Origin of the sequence: Paracoccus versutus (assembly GCF_029909795.1) — a bacterium.
Lineage (GTDB): Bacteria > Pseudomonadota > Alphaproteobacteria > Rhodobacterales > Rhodobacteraceae > Paracoccus > Paracoccus versutus.
Genome location: NZ_CP038196.1, coordinates 831,009 through 852,450, shown reverse-complemented (window position 1 = coordinate 852,450; position 21,442 = coordinate 831,009). Strand labels below are relative to the sequence as shown.

Annotated in this window: 20 protein-coding genes; 8 read left to right on the top strand and 12 right to left on the bottom strand. The window is 68.9% G+C overall.

Annotated features, from left to right (window positions below; all coding sequences use genetic code 11):
- Positions 1-30 precede the first annotated feature (30 nt).
- The 4 genes from tpiA (at position 31) to E3U25_RS04145 (ending at position 3,419) form a co-directional block, all read left to right on the top strand.
- A complete protein-coding gene (gene tpiA / locus E3U25_RS04160) occupies positions 31-774 on the top strand; it encodes a triose-phosphate isomerase (RefSeq protein ID WP_116221118.1) in 744 nt (247 codons plus the stop codon).
- Positions 775-906: 132 nt separating this feature from the next.
- Entirely contained in the window at positions 907-1,953 is a 1,047-nt protein-coding gene (locus E3U25_RS04155; protein WP_116221119.1) for a methionine ABC transporter ATP-binding protein, read from the top strand.
- On the top strand, positions 1,943-2,617 hold the full coding sequence (locus tag E3U25_RS04150; protein WP_116221120.1) for a methionine ABC transporter permease: 675 nt from the start codon (positions 1,943-1,945) through the stop codon (positions 2,615-2,617). The genes E3U25_RS04155 and E3U25_RS04150 overlap by 11 nt, the downstream gene beginning before the upstream one ends.
- 19 nt (positions 2,618-2,636) lie before the next feature.
- A complete protein-coding gene (locus E3U25_RS04145) occupies positions 2,637-3,419 on the top strand; it encodes a MetQ/NlpA family ABC transporter substrate-binding protein (RefSeq protein ID WP_116221121.1) in 783 nt (260 codons plus the stop codon).
- A gap of 133 nt (positions 3,420-3,552) precedes the next feature.
- Here the strand turns inward: E3U25_RS04145 and scpC are convergent, their stop codons facing one another.
- Both scpC and E3U25_RS04135 read right to left on the bottom strand, forming a co-directional pair.
- Entirely contained in the window at positions 3,553-5,055 is a 1,503-nt protein-coding gene (gene scpC / locus E3U25_RS04140) for a succinyl-CoA:acetate CoA-transferase ScpC (RefSeq protein ID WP_116221122.1), read from the bottom strand.
- A 126-nt stretch (positions 5,056-5,181) separates the two neighbouring features.
- Entirely contained in the window at positions 5,182-5,607 is a 426-nt protein-coding gene (locus E3U25_RS04135; RefSeq protein ID WP_116221123.1) for a DoxX family protein, read from the bottom strand.
- Positions 5,608-5,710: 103 nt separating this feature from the next.
- Here E3U25_RS04135 and E3U25_RS04130 point away from each other — a divergent pair, with 103 nt between their 5' ends.
- Positions 5,711-6,622, top strand: a complete 912-nt coding sequence (locus tag E3U25_RS04130; protein WP_116221707.1) for a LysR family transcriptional regulator — start codon at positions 5,711-5,713, stop codon at positions 6,620-6,622.
- On the opposite strand, the gene E3U25_RS04125 is transcribed toward E3U25_RS04130, so the two are convergent.
- The 10 genes from E3U25_RS04125 to coxB all read right to left on the bottom strand — a co-directional run bounded on the left by E3U25_RS04125 (position 6,585) and on the right by coxB (position 15,484).
- A complete protein-coding gene (locus tag E3U25_RS04125; RefSeq protein WP_116221124.1) occupies positions 6,585-7,985 on the bottom strand; it encodes an FAD-binding oxidoreductase in 1,401 nt (466 codons plus the stop codon). The genes E3U25_RS04130 and E3U25_RS04125 overlap by 38 nt on opposite strands.
- Complete coding sequence (locus E3U25_RS04120) at positions 7,985-8,566, bottom strand: GNAT family N-acetyltransferase (protein ID WP_036756879.1); 582 nt, start codon at positions 8,564-8,566, stop codon at positions 7,985-7,987. Before E3U25_RS04120 ends, E3U25_RS04125 begins: the two co-directional genes overlap by 1 nt.
- Positions 8,566-9,831, bottom strand: coding sequence for a M16 family metallopeptidase (locus E3U25_RS04115; protein WP_072460814.1), 1,266 nt, complete (start codon positions 9,829-9,831; stop codon positions 8,566-8,568). Before E3U25_RS04115 ends, E3U25_RS04120 begins: the two co-directional genes overlap by 1 nt.
- The gene (gene thrC, locus E3U25_RS04110) at positions 9,828-11,216 is read right to left on the bottom strand and encodes a threonine synthase (protein WP_116221125.1); all 1,389 of its coding nucleotides are present in this window, start codon (positions 11,214-11,216) and stop codon (positions 9,828-9,830) included. Before thrC ends, E3U25_RS04115 begins: the two co-directional genes overlap by 4 nt.
- Positions 11,217-11,226: 10 nt before the next feature.
- The gene (locus tag E3U25_RS04105; protein ID WP_116221126.1) at positions 11,227-11,898 is read right to left on the bottom strand and encodes an SURF1 family protein; all 672 of its coding nucleotides are present in this window, start codon (positions 11,896-11,898) and stop codon (positions 11,227-11,229) included.
- Positions 11,899-11,963: 65 nt separating this feature from the next.
- Positions 11,964-12,788: a cytochrome c oxidase subunit 3 gene (locus tag E3U25_RS04100; RefSeq protein WP_072460817.1), complete on the bottom strand. Its 825-nt coding sequence runs from the start codon at positions 12,786-12,788 to the stop codon at positions 11,964-11,966.
- Between the two features lie 34 nt (positions 12,789-12,822).
- Positions 12,823-13,407: a cytochrome c oxidase assembly protein gene (locus tag E3U25_RS04095; protein WP_072460818.1), complete on the bottom strand. Its 585-nt coding sequence runs from the start codon at positions 13,405-13,407 to the stop codon at positions 12,823-12,825.
- Positions 13,404-13,661, bottom strand: a complete 258-nt coding sequence (locus E3U25_RS04090; protein ID WP_036756965.1) for a hypothetical protein — start codon at positions 13,659-13,661, stop codon at positions 13,404-13,406. Before E3U25_RS04090 ends, E3U25_RS04095 begins: the two co-directional genes overlap by 4 nt.
- Entirely contained in the window at positions 13,661-14,578 is a 918-nt protein-coding gene (gene cyoE, locus E3U25_RS04085; RefSeq protein ID WP_036756869.1) for a heme o synthase, read from the bottom strand. Before cyoE ends, E3U25_RS04090 begins: the two co-directional genes overlap by 1 nt.
- 9 nt (positions 14,579-14,587) lie before the next feature.
- Complete coding sequence (gene coxB / locus E3U25_RS04080; RefSeq protein WP_036756866.1) at positions 14,588-15,484, bottom strand: cytochrome c oxidase subunit II; 897 nt, start codon at positions 15,482-15,484, stop codon at positions 14,588-14,590.
- A gap of 160 nt (positions 15,485-15,644) precedes the next feature.
- Here coxB and tldD point away from each other — a divergent pair, with 160 nt between their 5' ends.
- From tldD to E3U25_RS04065, 3 genes are all read left to right on the top strand, one after another.
- A complete protein-coding gene (gene tldD, locus E3U25_RS04075) occupies positions 15,645-17,066 on the top strand; it encodes a metalloprotease TldD (protein WP_072460821.1) in 1,422 nt (473 codons plus the stop codon).
- Positions 17,067-17,170: 104 nt separating this feature from the next.
- Positions 17,171-18,403: a DNA-processing protein DprA gene (gene dprA / locus E3U25_RS04070; RefSeq protein ID WP_370362670.1), complete on the top strand. Its 1,233-nt coding sequence runs from the start codon at positions 17,171-17,173 to the stop codon at positions 18,401-18,403.
- A 108-nt stretch (positions 18,404-18,511) separates the two neighbouring features.
- Positions 18,512-20,671 carry an OmpA family protein gene (locus tag E3U25_RS04065; protein WP_116221127.1) on the top strand — a complete coding sequence of 720 codons (2,160 nt, stop codon included), beginning with the start codon at positions 18,512-18,514 and terminating at the stop codon, positions 20,669-20,671.
- Positions 20,672-21,442 lie beyond the last annotated feature (771 nt).

Sequence of the window (21,442 nt, the reverse complement as noted above, 5' to 3'; positions counted from 1 at the left end):
CTGTCAGTCCATGAAAAGGGAGAGAGGCAGATGGCCCCGCGCAAACTCGCCGCCGGCAACTGGAAGATGAACGGAACCCTGGCCTCGCTGGCCGAGATCGACCGGCTGCTGGCCGATCATCCGGCACCGGGCTGCGACGTGCTGATCTGCCCCCCCGCCACCCTGGTCCATGCCATGGCCGTCCGCGCGCAGGGCCGCATCGCCACCGGCGGCCAGGATTGCCACGCCAGGACCTCGGGCGCCCATACCGGCGACATCGCCGCCGCGCAGCTGAAGGATGCGGGCGCGAGCCATGTGATCCTCGGCCATTCCGAGCGCCGCACCGACCATGCCGAAACCGACGCCCAGGTCACCGCCAAGGCCGTCGCCGCGCATCAGGCGGGCCTGGTCGCGGTGATCTGCGTCGGCGAGACCGAGGCGCAGCGCGACGCCGGCCAGACGCTCGACGTGATCTCGGCCCAGCTTGCCGGTTCCGTCCCCGATGGCGCGACGGCCGCGAACACGGTGATCGCCTATGAGCCGGTCTGGGCCATCGGCACCGGCCGCACCCCCACGAACGACCAGATCGCCGAGGTCCACGCCCTGATGCGCGACCGCCTGGCCGCGCGCTTCGCCGACGGCGCCGACTTCGCCCTGCTCTATGGCGGCTCGGTCAAGCCCGGCAATGCGGCCGAGATCTTTGCCATCCCGCATGTGAACGGGGCGCTGGTCGGCGGCGCCAGCCTCAAGGCCGAGGATTTCGGCCCGATCATCGCCGCGCTTTCCGCAGCGTAACGCCGGCGAAAGGAACGCCATTCCATCCGAACCCTCCGGTTTGGAATGGCATTGCCCTTTTGCCGGGCACCTGCCCCTTGCCAAGCCCGGCCCGGCGGGCATAGGTCTCGCCTGACATTCAAGGCAGGGGCGATGACAGGGCCGGCAATCTCATTCCAGGGCGTGACGCGCCGCTATCCGCAGAAGGGCGGCAGCGACGTGGTGGCGCTGCACGACATCTGGCTGGACGTGCCGCAGGGCGCGATCACCGGCATCATCGGCCGGTCCGGCGCCGGCAAGTCGACGCTGTTGCGCATGGTGAACGGGCTGGAACGCCCCAGCGCCGGCAAGGTGATCGTGAACGAGCGCGACGTGGGCGCCGCCTCGGATGCCAGCCTGCGCCGGATCCGGCGCGAGGTCGGCATGATCTTCCAGCATTTCAACCTGCTGGCCAGCCGCACCGTGGCCGAGAACATCGCCCTGCCGCTGGAGATCGCCGGCGAGGAGCGCGCCAGGATCGCCCCCCGCGTCACCGAGCTGATCGAGCGCGTCGGCCTGACCGCGCAGGCCGGCCGCTACCCGGCCGAGCTGTCCGGCGGACAGAAGCAGCGCGTCGGCATCGCCCGCGCGCTGGCGACCGGGCCGCGCGTGCTTCTGTCGGACGAGGCGACCTCGGCGCTCGACCCCGACACCACGCGGCAGGTGCTGGACCTGCTGCAGGCCATCAACCGCGACCTGGGCCTGACCATCCTGCTGATCACCCATGAAATGGCGGTGGTGCGCGACATCTGCAGCCACGTGGCGGTGATCGAGGGCGGCCGCATCGTCGAGGCGGGCGAGACCTACGCGGTCTTCTCGAAGCCCGCCCATCCCACCACGCGCTCGTTCCTGACCGGCGTGACCGGCGTCGCCGTGCCGCAATTCGTCGCCGGCCAGATGCGGGACGCGCCCCAAGCCCCCGAGGCCGAGGCGGTGGTGCAGATCACCTTCATCGGCAGCCATGCCACCGACCCGATGCTGGCGCGTCTGACCTCGGAACGCGGGGTCAGCGTGAACATCCTGGCCGGCGCCATCGAAGAGATCGGCACCAGGCCCTTCGGCAGCCTGATCGTCGCCCTGCCCGCCCCGCGGCTCGAGGAATCGCGCCGCTTCCTCGAGGAACACGGGCTTCTGACCGAGGTGCTTGGCTATGTCGGCTAACCTGATCCCGATCCTGTGGCAGGCGACGCTGCAGACGCTCTACATGGTCGCCCTCTCCACCCTGCTCGGCACGCTGATCGGCGGGCCGCTGGGCGTGTTCCTGGCCACCTCGCGCCGGGGCGAGCTGCTGTCGGCGCCCTGGCTGAACACCGTCCTCGGACTGGTGGTGAACGCCACCCGCTCGCTGCCCTATATCATCCTGATCATCGCGATTATGCCGTTCACCAGAAAGCTGGTCGGCACTTCCATTGGCACCAATGCGGCCATCGTGTCGCTGACGCTGGCCGCCGCCCCCTTCATCGCCCGGCTGATCGAGACCGCGATCCGCGAGGTCGATTCCGGCCTGATCGAGGCCGCCCGCGCCATGGGCGCCACGCCCATGCAGATTGTCAGGAAGGTGCTGATCCCCGAGGCGATGCCCGGCATCATCCTGGGCCTGACGCTGGCCGTGGTCAGCCTGATCGGCTATTCCGCAATGGCCGGAACCGTCGGCGGCGGCGGCCTGGGCGATCTCGGCATCCGCTACGGCTACCAGCGCTTCATGCCCGAGGTGATGCTGGCCGTCGTGGTGATCCTGATCGTGCTGGTGCAACTGGTGCAATCGGCCGGCGAATGGATCGCCGCCCGTTTCGACAAGCGCGCGCCCCGCAACCGGGGCCGATAACCTGAAAGGACCAAGACCCATGCGCAAATTCAGCCTTGCCGCCCTGACCTCGGCGCTCGCCCTCTCCGCGACCCTGGCCGCGGCCGAGGAAATCAAGGTCGGCGTCTCGCCGGGCGAGCATGGCGAGATCATGGAAGAGGTCGCCAAGGTCGCCAAGGACAAGGGCCTGACCATCGACATCGTCGAATTCACCGATTACGTGGTGCCGAACCAGGCGCTGGCCGATGGCGACCTGCAAGCCAACAGCTTCCAGCACCAGCCCTATCTGGACAACCAGATCAAGGACCGCGGCTTCGATCTGGTCAGCATCGCCAAGACCATCACCACGCCGATGGGGGTCTATTCCGACAAGCTGAAATCGCTGGACGAACTGCCCGAGGGCGCCAAGGTCGCGATCCCGAACGACCCCACCAACGGCGGCCGCGCGCTGCTGCTGCTGCAGGACAAGGGCGCGATCACCCTGGCCGAGGACACCGGCCTCACCCCCTCGCCGCTCGACGTGACCGGGAACCCGAAGAACCTGAAGTTCCTGGAACTCGACGCCGCCCAGCTGCCGCGCGCCCTGGCCGATGCGGACATCGCCATCATCAATACCAATTATGCGCTGGATGCCGGGCTGAACCCGAACGAGGACGCCATCGCCATGGAAAAACCCGACAGCCCCTATGCCAATATCATCGTCGTGCGCAAGGGCGACGAGGACGCACCCTGGGCCAAGCAACTGGTCGAGGCCTATCACGACCCGGCGGTGAAGCAGTTCATCGAAGAGAAATACCAGGGCGCCGTCATCCCGGCCTGGTGATCTTCTTTGTTGTGAAAATACCCCGGGGGACGCCGATCCGACCCCGTCGAGGGGTCGGATCGGCGGGGGGCAGAGCCCCCGCCACCGCCTGACACGCAACGCGTCCGCGCAGGATCGGCCGGGCGCGTTTGCCTCATTCCGGCCTCATGCTGCCGGTCCGGCGCAGCCGGTCGTGCCAACTCAGCGCCTCCTCGACCAGATGCGGCGTATGCCCGCCCCGCGCCAGCGCGCGGGCATGGTAATCCTCCAGCCCGTCGCGCCATTCCGGCGCCACGCAGTTCTGCAGGACCACCCGCGCCCGCTCGCGCGGCGCCAGCCCGCGCAGGTCCGCCAGCCCCTGCTCGGTCACCAGGATGTCCACGTCATGCTCGCTATGGTCGACATGGCTGACCATCGGCACCACCGACGACACCGCCCCACCCTTGGCCATGGACTTGGTGACAAAGACCGACAGATAGGCATTCCTCGCGAAATCGCCCGAGCCGCCGATGCCGTTCATCATCTGCGTGCCCATGACATGGGTCGAGTTGACGTTGCCGTAAAGATCGAATTCCAGCGCCGTGTTGATGCAGATCAGCCCCAGCCGCCGCACCACCTCGGGGTGGTTCGAGATCTCCTGCGGGCGCAGCACCAGCCGGGGCTTGAACTCGTGGAACCGCGCCATCACGTCGCGGTATTTCGCCGCCGAAAGCGTGATCGAGGAGCCCGAGGCAAAGACCATCTTGCCCGCATCCATCAGATCGAAGGTCGAATCCTGCAGCACTTCCGAATACATCGTCAGGTCGTGGAACGGGCTGTCGATGAAGCCGTGCAGCACCGCATTGGCGATGGTGCCGATGCCGGCCTGCAGGGGATGCAGGTGGCTGGGCAGGCGCGAGCGCGCTACCTCGTGCTTGAGGAACTCGGTCAGGTGGCTGGCGATGGCGCGGGTCTCGGCGTCCGGGTCGTGGATGGTCGAGGAACTGTCCAGCTTAGTCGAGATCACGATGGCCGCGATACGCTCGGGCGGGACCGGGATGAAGGGGAAGCCGACCCGGCTTTCCGGCGTCACCACCGGGATCGGCGTGCGCGTCGGGCGATAGGTGGGGATATAGATGTCGTGCAGCCCCTCCAGCGCCTCGGGCTGGCTCAGGTTGATCTCGACGATCACCTTCTCGGCCAGAAGCGCGAAGCTGGCAGAATTGCCGACCGAGGTGGTGGGGACGATGCCGCCGGTCTCGGTGATCGCCACCGCCTCGACGATGGCGATGTCCACCGGCGGCAGTTGCCCGGTGCGCAGCTGCTCGACCGTCTCGGACAGGTGCTGGTCGATATACATCACCTCGCCCGCATTGATCGCCCGCCGCAGGGCCGGGTCGGACATGAAGGGGATGCGGCGCGACAGCACATGCGCCTCGGCCAGGGTCTTGTCGAGGTCGTTGCCAAGCGACGCCCCGGTCATCAGCGTCACCTTCAGCGGCTCGCGCCGGGCGCGTTCGGCCAGCGCCAGGGGCACGGCCTTGGCCTCGCCGGCACGGGTAAAGCCCGACATGCCCAGCACCATGCCGTCGCGGATCAGGCTGGCGGCCTGATCGGCGCCAACCACGCGCTGGCGCAGGGCCTTGTGGCGGATGCGGTGAAGGTAATCCTCGGTCATGGCGGCCTCCCTGGAACTCGGGCGATGATTAGAGCCATCGCGCAGGACTGACAAATCAACCCAGCCATGCGCGCAAGGAAAGGCCGGCCCGAAGGCCGGCCGCCGCAAGATCGTTTCGCGCCCGGATCAGCGGCGCTTGCCCAGCGACCAGGCCCCGTCGCCCAGCAGCGCCAGCGCGACCATGGTGACGGCCCAAAGCACCGGATATTCCCAGCCGCCGCCGGGATTGCCGAAGGCAAAGCCGTTGCCGCCATGGCCGAACCAGGCCGCGCCCAGCAGGACGGCGGCCAGGACCAGCGCGACCTGGCGGGTGAACAGGCCGGCGACCAGCACCAGCCCGCCCAGGATCTCGGCCAGCATGGTCAGGTAGCCGAGCGCGCCCGGCAGGCCGACGGACTGGAAATAGCCGGCGGTGCCGGCAGGCGTGAAGACCAGCAGCTTCGTCAGCCCGTGGACCAGGAACCACAGGCCGGTCGAGACCCGCAGGATGAAGGCGGCAATGTCGGCATTGCGCGTGGCGGCGGTCGTGCCGCCATGGCTAAGGTCGGTCATGATGCGTTTCCTTGAACTGTTCGCTGGTCCTCAGATAGCCCTTGGCGATTGTCGCGAAAACGGCCATATTCATGGAAATATTATCGCCGCCATGGAGATTGCGATGGACAGGATCGACGGCATCCGCGCCTTTGTCGCCGTGGTCGATGCCGGCTCGTTCACGCGGGCGGGCGAGCGGCTGGGGATCTCGAACAAGCTGGTCAGCAAATATGTCGCCGCGCTGGAGGGGCAGCAGGGGGTCACGCTTCTGAACCGCACCACCCGCGCCCTGTCGCTGACCCCCTCGGGCGAGCGTTACCTGGCCGCCGCGCGCCGCGTGCTGGCCGCGGTCGAGGAACTGGACGCCCAGGCCCATGCCGAGGAAGGCGCGCTGGCCGGCCGGCTGCGCGTGACCGCGCCCGTGACCTTCGGCGAGATGTTCGCGACCACCCTGACCCGCGATTTCACCCGCGCGCATCCGGGGGTCGAGATCGACCTGAACCTGTCGGACCGCTATGTCGACCTGGCGGCCGAGGGCTTCGACCTGGCGCTGCGCATCGGCCAGCTGCCCGATTCCAGCCTGATCGCCCGCCGCATCGGCCAGACCGAGGCCTGGGCCGTCGCCAGCCCCGCCTATCTGGGCGCGCATCCCCGCCCCGCCCGGCCCGAGGATCTGCGCGACCATGCGAATATCCGCGACAGCAATGCCCAGAACCCCGGCCGCGCCGTTTTCCTGGTGGATGGCAAGGCGGTCAGCGTCCCCCTGCCCGGCCGCATCACCGTGAACAGCGCCCAGGCGGTGCGGCACCTGGCGCTGGAGGGCGAGGGAATCGCGATGATCCCCAGCTTCGTCGTCGCCCGCGACCTGGCCGAGGGCCGGCTGGAACGGCTGCTGCCCGATTTCCTGCGGCCGCAGCTGGACATCCAGGCGCTGTATCTGCCGCAGCCCTTCATGCCGCCGCGGCTGACGGCCTATCTGGACCACCTGCGCATGGCGCTCAGCCCGCTGCTGAAAGAACCGCGCCCGGATTCATGATCCCCAGCGGATCGAGCGCCGCCTTGATCGCCCGCATCGCCTTGAGCCGCGCCGGATCGCCCCAGCGCTCCAGGTCGCCGACCTTCAGCCGCCCGACGCCATGCTCGGCCGAGAACGAGCCTCCGCGCGCAACCACCATGCCATGCACCAGCTCGGACAGCGCCTTGCGCCGGTCGTCGTATTCGGCACGGCTGCGACCTGGCGCCGGGAACAGGTTGTAATGCAGGTTGCCGTCGCCCAGATGGCCGAAACAGTTGATCCGCAACCCCTCGCCCGCCAGCCGCTCGCCGGCGTCGCGGATGAAGCCAGCGATCTCGGACAGGGGCAGGCTGATGTCGTGGCTGGCAACGGCGCCGATGCGGCGGTTCGCTTCGGGGATATGTTCGCGCAGGTGCCAGAAGCCCGCCGCCTGCGCACCCGATTGCGCGATCACCCCGTCGGTGACGAGGCCGCGCTCCATCGCGTCCACCAGTAGCCCCTCCAGCGCCGCCTCGGGGGGCAGCCCCTCGGGCAGGCCGACCTCGACCAGCACCGACCATTCGGCGCCGGGCAAGGGCTGGCGGATCTCGGGCAGAACCTCGGCCAGGAAGGCCAGCCCCTGCCCGCCGATCAGCTCGAAGGCGGTGACGCCGCCGGCCATGCGCCCCTCGGCCAGAGACAGCAGCGTCAGCGCCGCCTCGGGGCCGGGCACCTGCAGCATGGCGGTGCCGATGTTCGGCGGCGGCACCACCAGCTTCAGGCTGGCGGCGGTGATGATTCCCAGGCTGCCCTCGGCCCCGATCAAGAGGTCGCGCAGGTCATAGCCGGTATTGTCCTTGCGCAGCCGCTTGAGGTCGTGAACCACGGAGCCGTCGGGCAGCACCGCCTCGATCCCCAGGCAGAGCGCCCGCGCCGTGCCATAGCGCAGCGCGGTGACGCCGCCGGCATTGGTCGCAAGGCAGCCGCCGATGGCGGCGGTGCCCTGGCTGGCCAGCGACAGCGGGAACAGCCGGCCGGCGGTTTCGGCCGCGTCGCGCACGGCTTGCAGGGTCATGCCGGCCTCGGCCACCAGCACGTTCTCTTCGGGCCAGATGCCGCGCAGCGCCGTCATCCGTTCCAGCGACAGGATCAGCGCCGCAGGGCCGTCGGGCATGACCTGGCCCGCGACCAGGCCGGTGCCGCCACCGCGGGGCACGATGCCCACGCGCGCCGCGGCGCAGGCGCGGACCACGGCGGCGACCTCATCCGTGCTGCGCGGGGCGGCGACCAGCCCGGCCCGGCCCAGGTAGCGGCCGCGCGGCTCTTCCAGGTAGGCGGGTGTCACCTCGCGCAACACCCCTGCGGGCAGCATCGCGGCCAGGGCGTCATCGGCCTGGTTCAGCATCAGCGCACCTCGGTCTTGCCGCGCCGGTCGTGGCGCAGGTTGGCGTAAAGCACATGGTTGCGCCAGCGCCCGTTGATCTGGAGATAGCTTTGCGCCACGCCCTCGTATTTGAAGCCGGAACGCTCAAGCACACCGCGCGAAGGGGTGTTTTCCGGCAGGCAGGCGGCCTCGATCCGGCTCAGGTCCATCTCGCCGAAGGCGTGCTGCACGAGCGCGCCGATGGCCTCGCGCATATAGCCCTGCCGGGCAAAGGGCTGGCCGATCCAATAGCCGATGGTCGCCGATTGCGCCGGGCCGCGGCGGATGTTGTCCAGCGTGATCGCGCCCAGCAGCGCACCGTCGCGCCGGATCAGGAACAGGGGCAGCGCCGTGCCGTTGCGGCTGGCACGCTGCGCCCAATAGACCCGGTTGGTAAAGCCGCGCTTGGTCAGGTGATCGGGCGCCCAGACCGGCTCCCATGGGGTCAGGAAGGCGCGGCTTTCGGCCCGCAGCCCCGCCCAGAGGGCGAAATCCGCATGCGCCGGCAGGCGCAGCACCATCCGCTCGGTTTCCAGGCGCGGCGGACGGCGGCGCGAGAACATCAGGCGGCAAGCCTTTCGGCCAGCACCTCGCGCGAAGGCGCGCCGGCGACCGGCCCGTAAAGCGCCAGCGCCGGGCGGGCATGGGCGATCAGATGCTCGGCATGGGCGCGGATGTCGGCCACGGTCACGGCGTCGATGCGTTCCGCCACCTCGGCCGGGTCGGGCACCCGGCCCCAGATCGCCAGCGACCGCGCCATGCGCTCGGCCTGGCCGGTCGGGCTTTCCAGCCCCATCAGCAGCCCGGCCTTGAGCTGGGCGCGCGCGCGGGCCACCTCGGCCTCGGTCATGTCCTCGGCCGAGCGCTTCAGCTCGTCCACGGTCAGGTTGGCCAGGTCGGCGATCTGCTCGCCCGAGGTGCCGGCATAGATCGTCACCATGCCGGTATCGTCGTGGAAACCGGACTGCGCGAAGATCGAATAGCACAGGCCCTTTTCCTCGCGCAGCTTCTGGAACAGGCGCGAGGACATGCCGCCCCCCAACGCCGAGGTCCAGATCTGCGCGGCATAGAAATCGGGCGCCTGGTAGCCCGGCCCCTCGAAGGCCAGCGCGAAATGCGCCTGCTCCAGCCCCTTGACGCGGCGCGCCTCGGCGCCCTGCCAGCGGGCGGGCTCGCGGGTGGTCAGGGCGCGCGCCGGCAGGCCGCCGAAGATCGCCTCGACCTGGCGCAGGATGCGGTCGTGATCGACGGCACCGGCGGCGGCGACGATCATGCGCTCGGGGCCGTAATGCTCGGTGATGAAGCCCGACAGGTCGGCGCGGTCGAAGCGGCTGACCCGCTCGGCCGGGCCCAGGATGGTGCGGCCCATGGGCTGGTCGGGATAGGCCGCCTCTTGCAGCCAGTCGAAGATCACGTCGTCAGGCGTGTCCAGCGCCTGGCCGATCTCTTGCAGGATCACGCCGCGCTCGACCTCGATCTCGCGCTGGTCGAAGACCGGATTCATCACGATGTCCGAGATCACGTCCAGCGCCAGCTCCACATCCCCCGCCAGCACTCGCGCATAATACGAGGTCACGTCGCGCGAGGTATAGGCGTTGATATAGCCGCCGACATTCTCGATCGACTCGACGATCTCCAGCGCGCTGCGCCGGGCGGTGCCCTTGAAGGCCATGTGTTCGAGGAAATGGGCGATGCCGTTCTGCTCGGCGCGCTCGTCGCGGCAGCCGGCATTGACCCAGATGCCGATGGCGGCGGAATGCAGGCCGGGCATGTCGCGGCTGACGACGCGCAGCCCGTTGGGAAGGATGCTGTTGCGGATCTGGCTCACACTGTTCTCCGTTCAAGGATCAGCGATTTAATGGCCTCGGCGTCGTTTTCAATGCGGGTGATGCGCTCGTCGCGCTCGAACAGGTCCGCCATATGCGGCGGCAGGGGCGGGCGGATGGCGGTCGCGGCCTCGACCGCGTCGGGGAATTTCGCCGGATGCGCGGTCGAGAGCGAGATCATCGGCACACCCGGCCGCAGATGCTCGCGCGCCACCTTCACGGCGACGGCGGTATGCGGGCAGATCACCTCGCCGGTCTCGGCGCGGATGGTGGCGATCATCGCCGTCGTCTCCGCCTCCGAGGCGCGGCCCGAGACATAGGTCTCGCGCAGCGCCTGCAATGCGCCCTGGCTGATGACGAAGCCGCCGGATTTCAGCTCGTCCATCAGCCGCGACACCGCATTGCCGTCATGGTCATAGGCCAGCCACAGCGCCCGCTCGAAATTCGAGCTGACCTGGATGTCCATCGACGGGCTGATCGAGGGCTCGACCGTGCCCACCCGGTATTCGCCGCCAGTCAGCGCCCGGTGCAGGATGTCGTTCTGGTTGGTGGCCACCACCAGCCGGCCGATGGGCAAGCCCATGGCCTTGGCGATGGAGCCGGCGAAGACGTCGCCGAAATTGCCGGTCGGCACGGTGAAATCCACCTCGCGCCGCGGCGCGCCCAGGCTGACGGCGGCGGTGAAGTAATAGACGATCTGCGCCAGCACCCGCGCCCAGTTGATCGAGTTGACGCCGGCAAGCCCGACCGCGTCGCGGAAATCGTGGTCGTTGAACAGATCCTTCAGCCGTGCCTGGCAATCGTCGAAGGTGCCGTCGACGGCCAGGGCATGGACATTGGCGTCGGCGGGCGTCGACATCTGCCGGCGCTGCACCTCGCTGACGCGGCCATGCGGATACATGATGAACACATCGACGTTCGACAGGCCCCGGAACGCCTCGATCGCGGCCGAGCCGGTATCGCCCGAGGTCGCGCCCAGGATCGTGACCCGCTGCCCCGAACGCGCCAGCGCCAGCTGGAACAGCTGGCCGATCAGCTGCATGGCGAAGTCCTTGAAGGCCAGCGTCGGCCCGTGGAACAGCTCCAGCAGGTGATGGCCCGGCGCAAGCTGGACCAAGGGCGCGCGGGCGATATGGTCGAAGCCCTGATAGGCGCGGGCGATGGCGCCGCGCAGCTCGGCATCGCTGAAGCTTTCGCCGACGAAGGGGCTGATGACGCGGCGCGCGACCTCTTCATAGGGCAGGCCCTCGAAGCGGGCGATCTCGTCGGCCGAGAACATCGGGATCGCCTCGGGCAGGTAGAGCCCGCCGTCGCGCGCCAGCCCGGTCATCATCGCCTGTTCGAAGTCCAGGACCGGAGCCCGCCCCCGAGTCGAAACGTAACGCATCGCGTCTCCCCTAGTATTGCCGCTGCCTGATACGCCAGATCAGCGCCACTGTCATCCCTGCCCAAACCGCAGCGATCATGAACCATTGCACGGCATAGCTCAGGTGGTTGTTCGGAATGCCCTCGACCGCGACCGGGATCGGCTGCACGCCCTGGGCGTCGCCGCGAACCTCGGCCGCGACAACCAGGATCGGCTCGGTCCCCAGCTGCGCGGCCATGGCGGGCACGTCGCGGGCGAACCAGATGTTCTCGGCCAGGTTGGGCTCGGGCGTGGCGCTGCCCTTCTCGTCGGGCCAATGCAGGTTGCCCGCGACCTGCAGCCGCACCGGGGGGCGCGGGTCGCGCTTGTGGTCCTGGTCGACGAAGCCCCGGTCCAGCAGGATCCGGCGCCCGTCGTCGGTCAGGAAGGCCGAGACCACCTGGTAGCCCCCGCCCAGCTCGCGCGTGCCGGACAGCACGTTGATTTCCTCGCCCGTGGTCTGGCCCGAGACCAGCACCGGCATGTATTTCATCGACGGGTCCACCGCGGCCGGCAGGGCCACGGGCGCGCCCTCGATCCTTTGCTGGATCTGCGCGATCATCCCCTCTTTCCAGTCCAGCCGCTGAAGTTGCCAGACGCCCAGCGAGATCAGGATGGCGCAGCCCAGCACGCCGACGATCAGCGGGAACAGGTAACGGCGCATGGGCGGGCCTCCAAAGCAAACGGCGCGGGAACATCTGCCCCGCGCCGTGGAAATGTCTGTCGGGATCAGCGGCCCCAGATATAGATCACGACAAAGAGGAACAGCCAGACCACATCGACGAAGTGCCAGTACCAGGCGGCGGCCTCGAAGCCGACATGCTGCTGCTGGGTCATCTGGCCCTTGATCAGGCGGATCAGGCAGACGAACAGGAAGATCGTGCCGATGATGACGTGGAAGCCGTGAAAGCCCGTGGCCATGAAGAAGGTGCCGGCATAGACCGTGTCGGCCATGCCGAAGGCGGCGTGGCTGTATTCATAGGCCTGCAGCGCGGTGAAGCAGACGCCCAGGATCACGGCGACGATCAGCCCGTTGATCGTCGTCCTGCGGTCGCCCTCATGCACGAAGGCGTGGTGGGCCCAGGTCACGGCGACGCCCGACAGCAGCAGGATCAGCGTGTTGATCAGCGGCAGGTGCCAGGGGTCGAAGGTGACGATGCCTTCCGGCGGCCAGACGCCGTCCTTGATCGGGCTGTCCGGCCCCATCGGATACATGGCGTTCTTGATGAAGGCCCAGAACCAGGCGACGAAGAACATCACCTCGGACATGATGAACAGGATGAAGCCGTATTGCAGGCCGATCCGCACCACCGGGGTATGTTCGCCCGACTCGCCCTCGTTCACGACATCGACCCACCAGCCGAACATGGTGTAGAGAACGGCGGCCAGGCCGATCAGGAACATCCACGGCCCCTCGACCGGCAGCCCGAAGACCGTGATTCCCTTCATCCAGGCGACCGCGCCAGTCAGCATCACGAAGGCGCCGATCGCGCCGAGGAAGGGCCAGATCGATGGCGGCAGGATCTGATAATCGTGGTTCTTTACATGGGCCATGGCTGCGTTCCCGGCTGTTGCTGGTTCTTGTTGCTCAGTTTACGGTCGGTTCCGTTTTCGCGTCCAGCGCCGCCTGCTTGGGCGCGGGAGGATCGGTCCGGTGGAAGGTATAGGACAGGGTGATGTCGCGGATGCGGCCCGCGTCGCGGTCGTTCACCAGATCGGCATCGACGAAGAAGCTGACCGGCATCTCGACCCGCTCGCCCGGTGCCAGCGTCTGCTCGGTAAAGCAGAAGCACTCGATCTTGTTGAAGAAATAGCCGGCCGCATCGGGCGCCACGTTATAGCTGGCGGTGCCGGTGACGGGCTGGTCGGTATTGTTGATCGCCTCGTAGAAGGCGATGGCGTTCTCGCCGATCTTCAGCTCCATCTCGCGCTGCATGGGGCGGAAGGTCCAGCCGAGGTTGCTGTCGGCATTGGCGTCGAAGCGCACGCGGATCTTTTCCTCCAGCACGGTATCCGAGGCGGCCTCGGCCACGTTGGTCGTGCCGGCAAAGCCCGTCACCTTGCAGAACCAGGAATAGAACGGCACCGCCGCCCAGGAAAGCGCGCCCATCAGCACGACGACGCCGGCCAGCATGGCCACGGTGCGGCCGTTCGACCTCGGTTGCCCGCTCATTCGCCTGCCTCCTGGTTGGCCGCCGGCGTGCCCGGCGCCGCGACCGGCGCGGCATTGGCCGCCGGCGGATCGGGATCCTGCGGCAGCATCGAGGCGCGCGGCCGGTGGTCATAGCCCTGCATCATGTCGCCCTGGGTGATCTTGACCACCGAGAGCCCGAAGACCAGCGCAACGAAGGCCAGCAGCACGACCAGCAGCCCGATGTTGCGGCTGCGGCGGCGCTTGTGCAGCTCGTGTTCGACCTGGGGCAGCATCACCACCCCCCGATCCAATGCTGGACCAGAAGCGCCAGGAAATGCAGGAAGGTGTAGTAAAGCGACAGGCGGAAATAGCGCTTCTCGACCCGGTAGCCGTCGGCCTGGGCCTGGTCCTCGTCGCGGCGCAGGATCTGCCAGCCACCGGCGATGAACAGCACGTTCAGCACAGCCGAGACCGCCAGGTAGAGCGGCCCGCCGACCGAGGTGAAGCCCAGCCAGATCGCAAAGGGCGCCAGCACCAGCGTATAGGCGAAGATGTGGCAGCGCGTCACCCTGCGGCCATGCGTCACGGTCAGCATGGGGACGCCGGCCTTGGAATAGTCGTCCTTCATGAACAGCGCCAGCGCCCAGAAATGCGGCGGCGTCCAGAAGAAGATCAGCGCGAACATCAAGAGCGACTCGATGCCGATGCCGCCGGTGGCGCAGGCCCAGCCGATCATCGGCGGAAACGCCCCCGCCGCGCCGCCGATGACGATGTTCTGCGGCGTCGAGCGCTTCAGCCAGATCGTGTAGACCACGGCATAGAAGAAGATGGTGAAGGCCAGGAACCCGGCCGCGAACCAGTTCGCCGCCAGCCCCAGCATCATCACCGACAGGCCCGACAGCGCGATGCCGACCGCCAGCGCCTCGCCCGAGGTCACGCGGCCCGAGGGCACCGGACGGCCCGCCGTGCGGCGCATCACCGCGTCGATGTCGGCGTCATACCACATGTTGAGGGCGCCCGAGGCGCCGCCCCCCAGCGCGATGAACAGCACCGCGCAGAAGGCGACGAAGGGGTTGACCGGCTGCGGCGCGATCCACAGCCCGACGAAGGCCGTGAACACAACCAGCGACATGACGCGCGGCTTCAGCAGCGCGACATAGTCGCCGAAGCCCGCCTCGGCGGGCCCCTCGTATGCGTTGATATCGGCCACGGCCCGACCTTACTCTGCCGAGGCCAGCTTGATGGGGCTGGCGGGCAGGTAGTCCGAGGCGTCGGCGGCGAATTCCTCTTTCGCGCCGGCAAGCCAGGCGTCGTATTTCTCCTGGCTGACCGCCTTGACGACGATGGGCATATAGGCGTGGTTGATGCCGCAAAGCTCGGAACACTGGCCGAAATAGACGCCTTCCTGGTCGACCGAGAACCACAGCTGCGCGATGCGGCCCGGCACGGCGTCCTGCTTGACGGCAAAGGCGGGCACGGTCCAGGCGTGGATCACGTCGGTCGCCGTCACCTGCACCAGCACCTTCTTGCCGACCGGAACCACGACGGCATTGTCGGTGGCCAGCAGGTATTCGTCCTCGGAATAGCCGGCGTCGGCCAGGGCTTCCTTTTCCAGCATCAGCGCATCGAAGGCGATGGCGTCGTTGGGATATTCATAGGACCAATACCACTGGTGGCCGATGGCCTTGATCACCAGGTCGGGATCGTTCGGCATCTCCTGGCTGCGGAACAGGATCGGCAGCGAGAAGGCGCCGATGGCGACCAGGATCAGCACCGGGACCAGGGTCCAGATCACCTCGATCGGGGTGTTGTGGGTAAAGCGCGCCGGCACCGGATTCGCCCGGCGGTTGAAGCGCACGATGCAGATCAGCAGCAGCAGGCAGACGAAGATCGTCACGGCCGTGATGATGTAGAGCACGAAATGATCCAGCCATTGCTGGTCATGCGCCAGCGGGCTCGACGCCGGCTGGAAGTTCATCCCGCCGTTCACCGGCTTGCCGATCACCGGCAGATCGCCCAGCACGTCCTGCGCCCAGGCCGGCACGGCCGTCATCGTCGCAACTCCCAGGCTCATCACCGCCGCCACCCCGCGGCGCTTGGTCGCAATTGCCATCATCCCATCCCGTTGCCTATCATGCCACCGGCAGACCCCTGTCCCAGAGCCCCCAGCATTCGGTCCTGCACCAGAACCATATCTTACCCCGGCGGGCAAGCCATACCTATCGACTTCTTGTCAAAAAACCCCTAGGCCGGGCGACATGACAAGGACCGGTTCCATGACAGACGCCTCGTTTTCGCCCTTTCGGACGCATCTCGATCAGGACCGCGCGCTGCGCATCCTGCGCGACGCCCTGGCGGGCGCGGATGACGGCGAACTTTTCCTGGAACGCGCGCGTTCCGAGGCGCTGGTCTTCGACGACGGCCGGCTGCGCACCGCCAGTTATGACGCCGAACAGGGCTTTGGCCTGCGCGCCGTGCGCGGCGAGGTGACGGGCTATGCCCATTCGACCGAGATCGACGAGGCCGCGCTGAAGAAGGCGGCCCAGACGGTGCGGCTGGCGGTCGGCGCCGGCGGCGGCACGCTGGCCTTGCCACCGCAAGGCGAAATCCGCCCGCTTTACGCCGCCATCGACCCGGCCGAAGAGGTGCCCTTTGCCGCCCGTGTGGCGCTTCTGCGGCAAATCGACGCATTCGCGCGCGGACTGGACCCGCGGGTGGTCCAGGTCTCGGCCAGCATCGCGACTTCGGTGCAGGAAGTGGCGATCCTGCGCCCCGAGGGCGGGCTGGCCACCGACATCCGTCCGATGGCGCGGCTGAACGTCTCGGTCATCGTGGAATCCAACGCGCGGCGCGAATCGGGAACCGCCGGCGGCGGCGGGCGCATCGGCCTTACGGGCCTGGTCGCGGCCGAGCATTGGCAGGGGCTGGTGCGCGAGGCGCTGCGCATCGCGCTGGTCAACCTGCGCTCGGTCCCGGCGCCTGCAGGCGTGATGGACGTGGTGCTGGGGCCGGGCTGGCCCGGCATCCTGCTGCACGAGGCCGTGGGCCACGGGCTCGAGGGGGATTTCAACCGCAAGGGGCACTCCGCCTTTGCCGGGCTGATGGGCCGGCGCGTCGCCGCGCCCGGCGTGACCGTGGTCGACGACGGCACCATTCCCGACCGGCGCGGCTCGATCTCGGTCGATGACGAGGGCACGCCCCCCGGCCGCAACGTCCTGATCGAGGACGGGATCCTGGTCGGCTACATGCAGGACCGGCAGAACGCCCGGCTGATGGGGGTGGCGCCGACCGGCAACGGGCGCCGGCAAAGCCATGCCCATGCGCCCATGCCGCGCATGACCAATACCTTCATGCTGGCGGGGTCCGAGGATCCGGCCTCGATCCTTGCCGGGCTCGAGGACGGCATCTATGCGGTCGGCTTCGGCGGCGGGCAGGTGGACATCACCAACGGCAAGTTCGTGTTCTCCTGCACCGAGGCCTATCGGGTGAAGAACGGCCAGGTCGGCGACCCGATCCGCGGCGCGACCCTGATCGGCGACGGCGCGACCGCGCTGGGGCAGATCCGCGCCATCGGCAACGACCTGTCGCTGGATCCGGGAATCGGCAATTGCGGCAAGCAGGGGCAATGGGTTCCGGTCGGCGTCGGCCTGCCCACGCTGCGCATCGGCGGGCTGACCATCGGCGGCTCGGCGACCTGAACAGCCGCGATTCCAAGGGGTTGAAGAAATTCTTCGCCGGCTAACCCATTCTTAACCTTTGCCATGCGATGTTTCGGCCTGCGGATCAGGCAGAGGCATGGAACATGATGGCAAGGCAGCTTTCCTTGGACCCCCACCACGGACCCCGCCCAAAAGGGGAGGGGCTTGCGGCCTTGCGCCTCATCCGCTCTCGCAAGGTGGGGCCGGCGACCTTCCACCGGCTGCTGGGCGAACATGGCAGCGCCCAGGCGGCGCTGGCCGCCCTGCCCGCGATGGCCCAGGCCGCGGGGATCCAGGACTACACCCCCTGCCCCCTTTCGGTCGCCGAGGCCGAGATCGCGGCCGGCCGCCGCGCCGGCGCCCGGCTGGTGACCTGGGGCGACCCGGATTACCCCGCCCTGCTGCGCACGGTGGCCGAGGCGCCGCCGGTGCTGTGGCTGCGCGGCGACATGGCAGTGCTGCAACGCATGCCCGTGGCGGTGATCGGCGCGCGCAATGCCTCGTCGCTGGGCCTGCGCATGGCGCGGGGCATGGCCGCGGGCCTGTCGCAATCGGGCACGGCGGTCGTCGCCGGGCTGGCGCGCGGCATCGACACCGTCGCGCATGAGGCCGCGCTGCACGGCGGCACCATCGCGGTCATGGCCGGCGGCATCGACATGATCTATCCCAGCGAAAACGCGGCCCTGGCCGAGGCGATCTGCGAAACCGGCCTGCTCGTCACCGAACAGCCGCCGGGGACGGAACCCGTGGCCCGGCATTTCCCGGCCCGCAACCGCATCATCTCGGGCCTGTCGCGCGCCGTGGTCGTGGTCGAGGCCGCGCATCGCTCGGGCAGCCTGATCACCGCGCGCTGCGCGCTGGACCAGGGGCGCGAGGTGATGGCGGTGCCGGGCCATCCGATGGATGCGCGGGCCGCCGGCTGCAATGCGCTGATCCGCGACGGCGCCTTGCTGGTGCGCAATTCCGCCGATGTGCTGGCGGCCTTGCAATCGAACGCCCCGGCGGCCGCGGCGGAACAGCCCGCGCCGGCCCCTACCCCGACCGCCCCGGTCTCCGGGCGGGTCAGGCAGCCGGCCGCCGTCGCCCGCCGGCTTGCGGAACTGGGCCACGACACCCCCCGCCCGGTGGCGACGCACCAGCCGCGCGACGCCGGCGGCCCGGTGAACCTGGAGGGGCGGATCCTGGCGCGGCTTGGCCCCAGCCCGACCGAAGAGAACATGTTGATCCGCGACCTGGGGGTGCCCGCCGCGGTCCTTGCCCCCGCGATCCTGGCGCTGGAACTGTCGGGCCGGGTGCAGCGCATGGCCGGCGGCAGGCTGGCGTTGAGCGGCGGCTGAGGCCCCTCGCCTCTCCGATCACGCTGCGGTCACGCGCTTGTTGGGGAACTGCACCGATGGCCGACGGTTGATCCGGGATCAAGCGACCATCGGAAAAAGAGGACCGACATGCGCCGCATCTACAAGACCACGACCGCGATGGTGACCTGCCTGTCCCTGATCGCCCCGCAACTGGCGGTGGCGCAGGACCAGCAGGGCCAAGGCGCTGACGAACAGGTCATCCTGCCGCCGGACCAGCAAGCTGGGGCCGAGGCCGGGCAGCCGCAAGAGCCGCCCGAACCCGCGGCAGAGCCTGCCCCGGAACCGGCCGAACAGCCGCAGGCCGAGGGCGAGGCCCCCGCCGAGCCGCAGGCGCAGGGCGCCGAAACCGAAGCCCCCGCGGAACCTGCCGCAGAACCCGGCGCCGAACCGGCCGCAGAGCCGCAGGCCCAGGGCGAGGTCGCACCGCAAGAGCAGCCGGCCCCTTCCCCCGCACCCAAGCCCGAAGTGACCCAGGCCGAGGAGCCGCAACCCAAGCCCCCGGTGGTCGAGGCGGCCGAGCCGCCGGCCAAGCCCCAGGTCGCGCAACCCGAGCAGGCGGCCCCGCAAGGCGAGCCTGCGCCCAAGCCGGATACGCCCGAAGCCGTGACCACGACCGATCCCGCCCCCGCGCAAAAGCCGGATGCGGCCACGCCGCAGGATGCCGGCCAGGCCGGGCAGGCCGAACCGGCCCAGGACGCCGAGGCGCTGAAGAAGGCGCTCGAGGCCGAGACCTCGGCCGAACAGCCGCAATCGGCCGGGCAGGCGGAACCGCCGGCCGACCCGGCCCGCGCGGATGAGGCCCAGCCTTCCCAGACCCCCGATGCGCAGGAACTGGAACGCCGTCTGCAAGAGCAGGCGCAAGAGACCGGGCCCGAATCGGACCAGCCCTCGGAGCAGGCCCTGCCCGGCGAACAGGCCACGGGCGAAGAACCGCGCCCCGATGCACAAGAGCTGGAGCGCCGCTTGCAGGAACAGGCCGACGGCCAGCCCACGCAACCCGAAGAGACCGCGCCCGAGCAAGGCCAGACCGGGCAGGCCCAAACCGGGCAGGCCCAACCGGAGCAGCCCCAACCCGAGCAAGGCCAGCCGGAACAGGCCGCCGAGGTGCAGGCACCCGAGGCCCAGGCGCAGCCGAACGCCGTCGCGCAGCGCGCGGCCGAGGAAGCGGCCCCCGCGGCAGCCGCCGCCCTGGCCGCCGGCGATGCCGAACCGGCGCAGGGCCAGTTGGACGAGATGCAGATCACCGAGGAAAACGCCCGCAGTTCGGCCGAGGAATTCGCCACCTCGGTCATGCAGGGCATGCAACAGCAACAGCAGCCCGCCGCCGATCCGCAAGCGCAGGAGGCGCGCCAGGACGACGATGACGACGACACGGTCAAGGACATCGCCAAGCTGCTGCTTGCCGGTGCGGCCGGGATGGCGGTCGGCAAGATGCTGTCCAACGACCGCCATGTGGCGCTGAACACCGGCGACCGGGTGGTCGTCACCCTGCCCGACGGCAGCCAGCAGGTGATCAAGGACGACAATACCCTGCTGTACCGGCCCGGCTCGAACGTGCAGACGGAAACCTTCGACGACGGCTCGACCCGGACCACGGTGGTGCGTGCCGACGGCAGCCGGGTCGTCACCATCCGCGACGCGAACATGAACATCCTGCGCCGCACCCTGCTGCGTGCCGATGGCACCGAAACCCGGCTGATCGACGATACCCAGGCGCAGCCGGTGCAGATCTCGACCCTGCCGGCGCCGCCGCCGGTCCGCATCAACCGCGAGCGGCTGGACGAGGCCGCGCTGCGCGAGGCGCTGAACCGCGAGGCGGCGGTGGACCGCCGCTTCAGCTTGGGCCAGGTCCGCAACATCCCCGAGGTCCGCGCCCTGGTCGCGCCGGTGAACGTGCCCGAGATCACCTTCGACACCGGCTCCTCGGCGATCACCCCCGACCAGGCGCAGCAACTGGCGACGCTGGGCAAGGTGATCCGCGACAGCATCGACCAGAACCCGCGCGAGATCTACATGATCGAGGGCTATACCGATGCCGTCGGCTCGGATGCCGCCAACCTGGCGCTGTCCGACCGCCGGGCGGAATCGGTGGCGCTGGCGCTGGCGGAATATTTCCAGGTGCCGCCCGAGAACATGGTGGTGCAGGGCTATGGCGAGCAGTTCCTGCTGGTGTCGACCGACGGGCCCGAGCGGCAGAACCGCCGCGTCGCCGTGCGCCGCATCACCGACCTGCTGGCGCAGAACTGACTGCGGGCGTGGGGTGCGGGAGCTCAAGCCCGCAGCCGCGAGACCGAAAGCCAGCCGCGGGACCAGTTCCCGCGGCTGGCGGTTGCCGTCTGCACGACCCGGCAATCGGAAGGGAAGTTCCCCGGATCGGCAAGACCCGTAGACCCGTAGACCCGTAGACCCTAGCGGCAGATGGCTGCTGGGTCGAGCGATCGCTGGACCTTGCGGTCGCGCTGGGTGGGGATCTGGGCTTGCCCGTCCCGTCGGGCAACCAGATCGACCAGGTGCTGCCCGTGATAGCCGCGACCGGCAGCGACGATGCAGGCGGCGGGCGGCTGTTCAAGCAGCGCGGGCGCCGCACCTTGTCGGAAGCCTGGCCCGCCGCAGGAACGAGGCGAACCGGCAGTCCGCTTTCGTCGAGCACAACATGGATTTTGCTGGTCAGTCCTCCACGAGAGCGGCCAATGGCATGATCCGGGGCCCCTTTTCGCCGGCGGCATGCTGGTGAGCCCGGATGATGGAACTGTCGATCAACGGCATCGACTGGAGCGAAGCGGCCGCCAATGCCTCGAAAACCCCAAGCCAAACGCCCACCCTGACCCATCGGCTGGAAGCGGTCGCATGTGGACCGTAACGCTTGGGAAGGTCGCGCCAGGGCCGGCGCTGTCCGCAGGATGGAGAAGATCCCGTTCAGGACGCGCCGGTCGTCCGTCCGCGCAAGGCCACGAGGCTTGTCGGGAAGAAGCGGTGCAATCCGCGCCCATTCCCGATCCCTCAGCGCGAGAGGTGCCA